The sequence below is a fragment of the Pseudomonas sp. HY2-MNA-CIBAN-0224 genome (assembly GCF_040310285.1).
In the GTDB taxonomy this organism is placed as follows: domain Bacteria; phylum Pseudomonadota; class Gammaproteobacteria; order Pseudomonadales; family Pseudomonadaceae; genus Aquipseudomonas; species Aquipseudomonas helleri.
This window is the reverse complement of record NZ_JBEOPQ010000382.1, coordinates 1-288: the sequence shown is the minus strand read 5'-3', so window position 1 is coordinate 288 and position 288 is coordinate 1. Positions and strand designations below refer to the sequence as shown.

The window sequence follows — 288 nt, the reverse complement described above, 5'->3', positions numbered from 1 at the left end:
CCTTTATCCTGAGCAACCACAAGAATGCCTGACGTTACTTGAGTTATTTATAGAATCTACTAATGCTAGCTTAGGGCGTGCTGATGATTCTAACGGTTATATTGGTGATATTTATAGGAGTTTGACTGCATCTTGGCTGACAGTGGCTAGCACATGCTATGAGCAAGAAAAGCGAGACATACTGGTTGATGAGCGCGATATACTCAGCCATGCTTGGGTAAAGAAAGTAAAATTGCTGGCTGACGATAATGATTATGGTACTAAAGATAGTTTATTAGAAGATATTAA

At 38.9% G+C, this 288-nt stretch carries 1 protein-coding gene; it reads left to right on the top strand.

The features are described 5' to 3' along the window. A partial coding sequence (locus AAEZ03_RS26840; RefSeq protein WP_350582841.1) for a hypothetical protein occupies window positions 1-288 on the top strand: 288 nt, incomplete at both ends.